The sequence below is a fragment of the Limosilactobacillus sp. genome (genome assembly GCF_051873075.1).
In the GTDB taxonomy this organism is placed as follows: domain Bacteria; phylum Bacillota; class Bacilli; order Lactobacillales; family Lactobacillaceae; genus Limosilactobacillus.
Map to the genome: position 1 here is coordinate 1 of NZ_JBJEEM010000046.1, position 9,800 is coordinate 9,800.

A 9,800-nucleotide genomic window follows, 5' to 3' on the forward strand; every position below is an offset into this window, starting at 1 on the left:
TCTAAATCATACGCTAAGGCTTTCTAATTTACACAAACTTCTTGACACTCTCGATAATATTAAAATGTATCATAATAGTAATGGTACATGGACTTTACACTAACAATCACTTGATTAAATTTTATAAAAAAGGCCAGCAATAATAGTCATTAATGCTATTATTACCAGCCAATATGATTGGGTATCGATGCCCAATCGCTTTTGGGGTGCTAGATTATTAGCGCCTCTTTTATTTTTTATTACCCTATCAAAAAGGCCTTAGTATTTCACTAAGGCCTTTTAGTATTCTACTAGAATTTAACCAAATAGCCGGGCCCAGAAGCCGCGTTTCTTCGGCTGTTCGGTTGTGATAGCCGATGATGGCAACTTAGGATTGGCAGCCTTCTCCTTCTTTACTACCGGCTCAGATTCAGTTGCTTGCGGTGTCTCGTAAGGGTTCTGCTCCCCGATCCACTTAAAGAAGTCGGGAGCTTTAATTTCAACAAACTTTCCCCGCTTACCATTGATGCCATCGACACAGAGTTCAATCGGCAAGGCATTCCGGTACTTCTCAATACTATCAGCGGTAAAGCCGTTAAAGGTGTTCAGCTTTGAGATATCGAAGAGCAGGCTGTTATCCGCCTTCCGGTACTTAAAGTCCTCCGCCTGGGTGACATAGAGCTTTGCCCAACTGTTCCGTGAACTTTCCTGGAAGTCATCGCAAATCTGATCGGCAAAGTAAGGCGGAATGTCAATTCCCGCCATCTGGTAGTATTCCCGGAAGATCTTTCGGGTGTTTGACAGGAAGTCAAGTCGGCCATTGTCGTTGTTAAAGTCCCGCCACGGCGTCTCATCGTCTTCCAAGAGATTGGCCATCCGCATCACGAAGTCCTTGAAAAGCGTGTTGTCGAGGGTCTGCCGAACGTTGTAGATGTACTTGTTGGCCTCCCCCTTGAGCTGATCGTTGATTACCTTATCAATCTGCAAGTAGTAGGTCCGCCGGGCGGTTTCACGCAGCATGGTGAAGCCGGAATCATAGTTGGTCGTCCCGATCAGCGGTGCAATGGCGTGGGGATTGTTGACTAATTCATTCATCGTATCAACGATCAGGTGCCGACTATACTGGTCCTGCTGGAAGAAGTAAGGCTCGATTTCATCCAGTAAAACGGGGTAGGAACTCCCCTGCTTCATGTAGTGCTCGATCGCCTCCACCGTCTTGGCTTTCTTCTGCTGGGTCTCCGTTGGATAAATCGTCCCGAAGTCGATCAGTGAACGATCGGTATTCCAGGTCAACTGGTTAATGATCCGTAGCAGGGTTGACTTGCCGGAACCAGCGGTCGCCCCCAGCACCAGGAAGTTTGGCACATCGTTCCCGTCTTCAGGGTTGAGGCTAGCCTTTTGGCGAATTTCCCACAAGAATGGTGCAGTGAAACTATAGAGGATGGCTTCATAGAATCGTTTACCGTAGTCATTGGTGTAATCGACGACAAACTTCTGGTAACCCTTCATTACTGCGTCGATACTACGCAAGCTAGCACGAATCTGGCTGATTGTTGCCAGTTTGCCAAACGGAATCGGGTGCGTTCCAGCATCGTTCGGCACGTAAAGACCACTGTTGTTACGGACCAGGTTACGCTCCATCGGCCGATCATAGAGGAAGGTCGTGTACTTCTTTTCGGCCTGCCGTTGTTGCGGCGTCATTCCGCTGATCAGGGCCTCTTGAACCTGCTGGTAGATCTTTTCCCGGCTCTTGATCTTTGGCTTGGCTGCCCGCGGGGATACAGAAGTCTTCTGCAAGTTGTAGACCGTATCATGCTGCTTAACGTCCCGGGCGATGGCATCCTTGGTTTGGGAACGGGCCGTTGTCACTTCCCGCATCGCGTTGGTGGTCGTTGATGGGATAATCTTGGCATCCATCTGCTTCTGAACATCGTGACTGATGATGTCGGTCATGTCGGCTGCCGCAATCTGGTCGGTAGTGTCGTTATCCAGGATTACCACCTGATTTTCCGTTGATGCCTGTTTCTGGTCCTTGGCCCCCTCGTCTAGCTGGGCTTGTGCAGCCTTCAGCAGGTTATCAGTGAAGTATGGGCGTAGAACTGGCCGGATATCCTTCTTGAAGTGTTCGTTAAGGTTTTGGAAGAGCCGAATGTCGTTGTCGAAAACAAGAATTTCTTCAAACTGATTGCGCTCCTTGTCAAATGAATCAGCAGTCAGGTCGATGCTTCCCAGGATTACCCGGGTATCATGAGTCTCGTGATTGCTCAGCAGGTAGAAACGAGAGTGCAGGGCCTGGACTGGCGACATTTCAACGGTAAACAAGCCGCTCAATACATTCGCCTGGTTGCTGCTGGTCAAACCCTCAAAAAGCTTGGCCGGACGCTTGTTGGCAACGTCGAGCAGGGCATTGGCCAATGCTTCCTTCGTAATCACGTCATCCGCGGTCTTGGCGTCACTAGCCTTTGGTGTTTGCAATGCCAGCTCAACTTTGATGAAGTTGCTGAGGTAGCGGTTAAAGAAGGCCGCAGTAACCTTCCCCGTCACCGCCGTTAGCTGATTGAAGCGGCGGGTATCAAACAACTGGCTGATCTTCATCGGTGGGGTTTCCTGGCCGTTGAAAACAATGTGAATCTTTTTTAAGTTTGGATCATTAACCATAAACGTTTTCCTTTACATAATCTAGTATATTCATAGCTTATTTTCGTTGATTTAGCACTAATTTGCAAGTTTCTTCTGGTTTTATAAGGTATTGGATAGATTCGTGATTTTAAAAATTATTTTCCACGATATCCCTTTGAATCATTCGTATGGGTGTGAAGAAGTTGCTGAACAATGTCAACTGATCACATTTGCCGAAAGCCTTGGTAGAATTGAGAGCCTAATCACGATTCCATACTATCAAACTCATGCCGACGTTGAACTTGACCAACAGCACCGCCTCGGGATTACGCCCAAGCTCCTGCGGCTATCGGTTGGGCTGGAGAACCCGACTGACTTAATTGCGGACCTTAGGCAGGTGCTTGCTGATTAGGGGTTAGCAAAGCAAAAAAGTTGAAAACATGTAGCAAAAAGCGACTTGAGACCTGGAAAATTCCGCACTCAAGTCGCTTATATTTTTATCTTTGAAGGCTAACTTTGTTAATGACTGTCACAGCATAGTGCCGCCGCATAATTTTTTCTTAATCCTATCGCTAAGAAATATGAAGAGATTAATTGCTGATATAATATGATTTCAAAAGGAGCGAATGTTATGGATATTTATGGTCAATATCACGATTCCCTCATCTTGATTCAAAAACTGATGACGGACAGGCTAGAAGAACTCAACCGGCAGGTGTGTGAAAACGGCCAGGCTAAACTATACGAGCACCTCACCAGCCGGATCAAAACCAATGCCAGCATGGTCGAAAAATGCCAGCGCAAGGGCTACCCGGTGACTACCGAATCGGCTTTGCGGCGGTGCCGTGACGCAATTGGCTTTCGGATCGTCTGCAACTTCATCGACGACATCTCCCGCAACCTGCGGGCGCTTAATCAAGCTGACTGGTGTACCATCGTGAAGGAGAAAGACTACATCACCCACGCTAAGCCCAATGGCTACCGTAGCTATCATGTGATCCTGGACCTGACGACCCCTTACGAGGATGTCGACGGTCACACGCCTGGACATTATTATGTTGAAATTCAGTTGCGGACGATCGCCATGGACTCCTGGGCCAGTCTGGAACATGAAATGAAATATAAGCATAACATCAAGGATCCCGAACGGATTGAGCGGGAGCTGAAAAGGTGCGCTGAACAGTTGGCTTCCTGTGATATTCAGATGCAAACCATCCGTCAACTGATTCACGAAAACGATAAGGAGTGATTACCATGCGTATTTTACTTGCCGAAGATAACAACCAGTTAAGTCGAGTAATCGTCGCGGCTCTGCAGACCAGCCAGTACACGGTCGACACCGCCGTAAACGGTCAGGAAGCCGTGGACCTCGCAAAACAGCACCCCTACGATGTCATGATCTTAGATATCATGATGCCGATCAAAGATGGCCTAGAAGCACTGCGGGAGATTCGGGCATCCGGGGACCGGACTTACGTCATCATGCTTACTGCCCTTTCGGAAGTCAATGACAAAGTCAATGGGCTGGATGCCGGCGCCGATGACTACCTAACCAAACCCTTCTCATTGAAGGAACTGTTGGCCCGCCTGCGGTCCCTGGAACGGCGCTTTAATAGTCTCGACGAAGACGTCCTCAAGTTCGGCAACATCACCCTCGACGGCAACGAGCAGGTGCTGAAAAGTGAGAATTCAATTAGCCTCTCAAGCAAGGAAAGCCGCTTGCTCCAGTACCTGATCTTGAATGCCGGTAAGGAGCTCTCGTCGCAAACCCTCCTTAATCAAACCTGGGACGATGATGACGAGCATGCCGACAACGAAGACGTTTGGATTAACGTTTCCTATCTCCGGCAAAAGCTGCAGGCAGTTAATGCAAACGTTCTTTTAAAAGGCGCCAAGGGTGGACCCTACCAGCTAGTCAAGCAGGTGAATGAAAATGATTAAAAAGGTTCGGCATAAATTCATCCTGATTTCGGTCCTCGGCTTGCTGGTCGTTTTGGCGACGATCATCAGTAGTATTAGCATTGCCTCGTTTTATCGTAGCAATCGTGAGATCAACAATGTCTTGACCATCCTGCTGAAAAACGATGGCCAGATCAATCACTCCGCCTTCACCAATTACCAACAGCCAGGCCTGATGGTACCGCGGCAAACTCGCGAAGGCATCTTCCAGTACCGTTTTTTTAGTAGTCAGCTAGATAGTCAGGGTGACGTCATAAGCATCAATGATTCCCACATTGAGACCGTTTCGGACAGTGCAATCAATGCCCTTTCTGAAATAGCCTTCCACCGGGGCCGCAAGCAGGGAACGGTGCGCTACCGGCATACGTCATACGCCTACAAAATGAAGCGGGAGCACGGGCGTTACACCATTGTTTTTCTGGATAAGTCGATCCTGATGGCTGAGAGCTACGCCATCCTGAACATTGCAGTCCTCTTTGGTTTCATCTCAATGCTGCTGTACACCTTGGTCTTGGTTCTTTTATCCAGGAGGGCAATTAAACCGATCGTCGTGGCTGAACAGCGCCAGCGTGAGTTCATCTCCAATGCTGGTCACGAACTGAAGACACCGTTGACCGTCATCTCCGCCAATACTGAAATGCAGGAACTTACTAGTGGCGAAACAGAATGGACCCGCAGTAACAAGGACCAGGTCAATCGCCTGACCCGGCTCATCAATAACTTGATTTCTCTGACCCGACTCGGCGAACAGCCCGATATGCATCTGACGAAAACCGACATCAGTACCATCACAACCCATAATGCTGATGCTTTTAAAACCGTGATGCAACAAAGAAATTTAAAATTTAATGCAGCGATCCAGCCGCAAGTGATGGCAACGGTCGACGCGAGTTTCTACGCCGAACTTGTCAACATTCTCCTGGATAACGCCAACAAATATTGTGATGCCGGGGGCAACGTCAATATTAGCCTGCGTTACAACAAGTGGGGCAAGGCGGCCGTGCTGACCGTCAGCAATTCCTATGCGGATGGCGAAGGCGTCGACTACAGCAAGTTCTTCGAACGCTTCTATCGTCAGGACACCGCCCACCAGCAACAAGGCGGATTTGGAATCGGCCTGTCGATGGCCCAGCGGATTGTCAATGACTTTCACGGGCGGATCCAGGCCAAGTATCGCGATGGGAAAATTAGCTTCATCGTCACCCTTCGCTCGACAGCGGAATGAGAAAATCTAACGAGGTTCGTAGCATTAAAACGGGCGGATCTGAACCAGGCACTTGTAGGTTAAGGCGTTGCGTTCGCAGAAAAAAAGCGGCTTGGGCACTGGAAGATTCTGTGCTCAAGCCGCTTCTATTTTTATTTGAAACTGATACTAATCTTCTTTGTCTTTTTCTACCGTTGCTTTACCGCCCCGTTTGCATAATTAATATCAATGTTGCGCTGGACGTTGGGCACGAAAACATTGAAGTTAACGCTGCCGTCCTTTGACTGGGCCTGAATGTGGGCACCAGCCGGCACGATGCTATTGCCACTGTAGATATCGGTTACCCGGTAGCGAACCTGCTTTCCCTGGTCGAGGGCCTTACGGACAATGCCCTCGTAGTAGTTTTGTCCGGTTGAGGTACTGCTACGCGCCTCGTTTGCCCAGGCCGTCTGGGTAGCGATGTTCTTGGGATTGGATTCGGAGGCGTCGAAGCCCCGGATCCCCCCAACCAAAGCATACCCCAACAGGTGGCCGCGATCGTACGCGTGGTTGTAGCCGCCAGTCAGGTTGTGTGCCTGTAAGAAGCCCGCTGGTTTCCAGTCTGTGGCCCCGTTGCCGGTTGCTGCGCGATTCTGGTATTGCCGGGTCGTCTTGTTCAGCCAGGCGTCCCCGCGCCAGGCCCGTCCCTGACTGTCTAGTTGGTTGACAGCGTAAGGCGCACTGCTGATGTTAGCATTCAGACCTGACTGGTTATTATTGATGATGAAGGCACCGTGACCGTTCCAAGCAATGTTGTTGCCTAACTGTTGGCGCACCGCTGGCGTTAAGACAACCGCAGCCTGCTGCTGGGTTGGCGGCAGTTGTTGCCGATTACCATAATTGCCAGAACGGGCCGAATTGTTCTGCCCCCAGGCCATGAAACTCTGAATCCCCCGAGTAAGGGATGCATCGCCCTCGGTTGGCTTTTGGATTACGCCCCCGACAACCAGAAGAGCAATGATGCCGAAGACAATATGCCATATCTTTTTCTTTATGCGGTACATAGGATCTTCCCTCTTTGAATGCTTTTCTACTATTGTACAATATTTGGACGAACAAATGATCTAAAATTAAAAGGCAGGCAAAATTGCCTACCTTAATAGTTACTTTTGAAGTTTTGGTGCGGTGTGGAATCTGTAAATCAAAGTCATTATGACTAAGAAAATAACACCGACAGAAACGGAAACCCTAGTATCTGGGTTGAAGAACATGAAGATCAGGATAATCGTCAATGCAATCAGGCTGAAGTAGTTGTAAGCCGGGTACAGTGGCATCTTGAAGGGGTGGTTGACCAGCTGGTCAGGATTGTTCTTCCGGAAGTTCAATTCGGACAGCAGGATGATGAACCATGGTACCATCCCTGGCAAAACACTGGAACTGTAAACGATCACGAAGATGTTCTTGGCACTTGCGCTAAATGCCGACAAGAGCATGTTGAGCCCAAAACCGAGCAGGATCCAAAAGGCAATCGTCAAAATTGCCACGTTCGGAACAACCCGCTTAGAAAGCTTACTAAACACTTTTGGTACTTCACCATCGATGGAGAGTTTGAAAAGCATCCGACTGGCACTGTAGATCCCGGAGTTAGCACCCGAAAGCGCCGCCGTCAAAACAACGAAGTTAATGATTCCGGCGGCACCGGTGATCCCGACCTTGGTAAAGGTTTCAACGAACGGTGACCCCACCGCCTTCAGCTCGTTCCATGGATAGATCGAAACGATCACGAAGATGGCACCGATGTAGAAGATCAGGATCCGCCAGATAACGGACCGAACAGACTTAACAATGGCATGCCGTGGTGACGCCGCCTCACCAGCAGTAATCCCCAACAGCTCAATTCCTTGGTACGAACCGGCAATTACGGACAGTGAGAACATGAAGCCCATGAACCCACCGGTGAAGAAGCCGCCGTGCGTCCAGAGGTTGGAAATTCCAACTGGGTGCCAGTTGTTCCCCAGTCCGAGGACGATGACCAATAGCCCCAGGATGATCATGGCGATGATCGTAACAACCTTGATCATCGCGAACCAGAATTCCAGGCGGCCATATGCCTTAGCAGAGGCCAGGTTGGCTAACGTTAGAATGGTGATCATGACTAAACCGGAGATCCAGTCCGGTAGGTTAGGCCACCAGTAATTCAGGTACTGACTCATCGCGATGATGTCGGAGATCCCCACGATGATGAACTGAAAGACGTTGCTCCACTTGGTCAGGTAGCCGGCCAGGGGATGAATATACTTAGACCCATAGTCAGCGAACGAACCGGTGCCGGGACTAATGTAGATTAACTCCCCGAGAGCTCGCATAACCCCGTACAGCACCAGACCAACAAACGCGTAGGCCAATAGAACCGATGGCCCAGTCCACTTAATGGTAGAAGTTGCCCCCATGAAGAGCCCACTCCCAATGGTCCCCCCAATGGCGATCATTTCCATTTGTCCAGGCGTCATCGTCCGATTTAACTTAACTTTATTTTGATTATCCATCTTATAACCCCATTTCTTAACACAAAAAAGCTACCCATTGCGACCGCCAACCAGGAAAACTAAGAATTTAGTTACGTGGTTGAGTTGCTTTGGATAGCTTATGATTAACATATCTTGTTTGAATATATTAAAGGTACTCAACCACGGTGATTGTTGTTGTGGTTGAGGTGGAGGTTAGATGAATAATCGGCTTAGATAGTAATTGCATAATTGTTTCCTCCAATTCCCTTTTCTTTCGTTGTTATTAGAATACTATTAGAAAATTAAAATTGCAAGGAAAATCTTAAATTTTTATTTTGATTTGCATCAATGGCGTTTTTGTAAATGGAAGGCTGAGAGTAGCGCCCCAGTGAGCACGGTCAGAACACCCACTATGGTTGTTTTAGAATCCGTTTGATTTCCAGTCTGTGGAAGAGCGGTGGTGCGCTGATGTTGAGGGGATGTTGCCAAGTCCTTTAGCGGGCGTTGAAGCTGCTCCAACTCATTGTGAAAAGCCGTTGGATCAATGTTGGCCTGCACTGGTGTTGTTTCTGTCGGTGTTGTAGTTTCTGACGAATCGTTGCTTGGCGAAATTGAGCTATCAAGCAGCGTGCTTTCATCAGTATTGATAACGGCATCACTGGTGCGATTACCTTCGTCAGCCTTGGTCGCCTGGACGGGTTCCTTGCCAGGTGTAGGATCGGTCTGCGCTCCCTGGCCGATGCCGTCAATTATACTATCGTCAATGCTGGTGTCGATGGCTGAAGTATCATTCGTCTGACTACCTTCATTGGTGGTTGACTGATCGGTCTGGGTAGCGTCGTCCTTACCAGGCACTGGATAAGTTTGAGTTCCCTGGTCGCTATCGATAATGGTATCATCGCCTATTCCAGTATCAGTGGTTGAAGAGCCTTCTGTTTGACTATCTTTGTCGGTTTTCTTTGGCTGATCAGTTTGCGTGACCTCATCTTTGCTAGGCATTGGATCAGTTTGGGTGCTTTGGTCACTGTTATCAATGGCGTCAGTGTTTGAAGCATTATCCGTCTGGCTGCCTTCATCGGTCTTGGTTAACTGATCAGTCTGGGTACCATCACTCTTGCCAGGTGTAGGGTCTGTCTGTGTGCTCTGATCAATATCATCAATGGTGTCGTCACCAGCACCGGTATCGACTGTTGAAGTGTTATCCGTTTGGGTGCTTTCATCGGTCTGAGTATCATCCTCATCTTTACCTGGTACTGGATCGGTTTGCGTTCCTTGATCACTGTCATCAATAGTGTCATCACCCACACCGGTATCAACGGCTGAAGTATCGTCGGTTTGACTTCCTTCATCAGTCTTTGTTGACTGGTCAGTCTGAGTATCATGGTCACTGGCATCAACGGTGTCATCGCCTACCCCAGTGTCAATGGTTGATGCGTTATCCGTTTGAGTACCATCATCAGCCTTTTCCGATTGATCGGTCTGGGTGTCCTCATCCTTGCCAAGGATAGGGTCTGTCTGTGTCCCTTGATCACTATCATCAATAGTGTCATCAC

At 48.7% G+C, this 9,800-nt stretch carries 8 protein-coding genes; 4 read left to right on the forward strand and 4 right to left on the reverse strand.

Annotation, left to right across the window (positions count from 1 at the left end; genetic code table 11):
- Positions 1-297 precede the first annotated feature (297 nt).
- Entirely contained in the window at positions 298-2,637 is a 2,340-nt protein-coding gene (locus tag ACI31J_RS05595) for an ATP-binding protein (RefSeq protein ID WP_439773452.1), read from the reverse strand.
- A 103-nt stretch (positions 2,638-2,740) separates the two neighbouring features.
- Here ACI31J_RS05595 and ACI31J_RS05600 point away from each other — a divergent pair, with 103 nt between their 5' ends.
- From ACI31J_RS05600 to ACI31J_RS05615, 4 genes are all read left to right on the forward strand, one after another.
- Complete coding sequence (locus tag ACI31J_RS05600; RefSeq protein ID WP_439773453.1) at positions 2,741-3,010, forward strand: PLP-dependent transferase; 270 nt, start codon at positions 2,741-2,743, stop codon at positions 3,008-3,010.
- Positions 3,011-3,229: 219 nt separating this feature from the next.
- Complete coding sequence (locus ACI31J_RS05605) at positions 3,230-3,847, forward strand: GTP pyrophosphokinase (protein ID WP_439773454.1); 618 nt, start codon at positions 3,230-3,232, stop codon at positions 3,845-3,847.
- Positions 3,848-3,852: 5 nt separating this feature from the next.
- Positions 3,853-4,539 (forward strand): response regulator transcription factor, encoded by a 687-nt coding sequence (locus ACI31J_RS05610; protein ID WP_439773455.1) that lies wholly within the window; start codon positions 3,853-3,855, stop codon positions 4,537-4,539.
- A complete protein-coding gene (locus ACI31J_RS05615) occupies positions 4,532-5,782 on the forward strand; it encodes a sensor histidine kinase (RefSeq protein ID WP_439773456.1) in 1,251 nt (416 codons plus the stop codon). The genes ACI31J_RS05610 and ACI31J_RS05615 overlap by 8 nt, the downstream gene beginning before the upstream one ends.
- Positions 5,783-5,949: 167 nt before the next feature.
- Here ACI31J_RS05615 and ACI31J_RS05620 read toward each other — a convergent pair whose 3' ends face one another.
- From ACI31J_RS05620 to ACI31J_RS05630, 3 genes are all read right to left on the reverse strand, one after another.
- On the reverse strand, positions 5,950-6,804 hold the full coding sequence (locus tag ACI31J_RS05620) for a DNA/RNA non-specific endonuclease (protein ID WP_439773457.1): 855 nt from the start codon (positions 6,802-6,804) through the stop codon (positions 5,950-5,952).
- 99 nt (positions 6,805-6,903) lie between these two features.
- Positions 6,904-8,286 (reverse strand): amino acid permease, encoded by a 1,383-nt coding sequence (locus ACI31J_RS05625; protein WP_439773458.1) that lies wholly within the window; start codon positions 8,284-8,286, stop codon positions 6,904-6,906.
- Between the two features lie 306 nt (positions 8,287-8,592).
- On the reverse strand, positions 8,593-9,800 hold a 1,208-nt coding region (locus tag ACI31J_RS05630), incomplete at its 5' end, for an LPXTG cell wall anchor domain-containing protein (RefSeq protein WP_439773459.1).

What these genes read in the sequence shown, in the direction of transcription:
- ACI31J_RS05595 (WP_439773452.1), bottom strand. Translation starts at nt 2,637, where the DNA reads ATGGTTAATGATCCAAACTTAAAAAAGATTCACATTGTTTTCAACGGC.
- ACI31J_RS05605 (WP_439773454.1), top strand. Translation starts at nt 3,230, where the DNA reads ATGGATATTTATGGTCAATATCACGATTCCCTCATCTTGATTCAAAAA.
- ACI31J_RS05610 (WP_439773455.1), top strand. Translation starts at nt 3,853, where the DNA reads ATGCGTATTTTACTTGCCGAAGATAACAACCAGTTAAGTCGAGTAATC.
- ACI31J_RS05615 (WP_439773456.1), top strand. Translation starts at nt 4,532, where the DNA reads ATGATTAAAAAGGTTCGGCATAAATTCATCCTGATTTCGGTCCTCGGC.
- ACI31J_RS05620 (WP_439773457.1), bottom strand. Translation starts at nt 6,804, where the DNA reads ATGTACCGCATAAAGAAAAAGATATGGCATATTGTCTTCGGCATCATT.
- ACI31J_RS05625 (WP_439773458.1), bottom strand. Translation starts at nt 8,286, where the DNA reads ATGGATAATCAAAATAAAGTTAAGTTAAATCGGACGATGACGCCTGGA.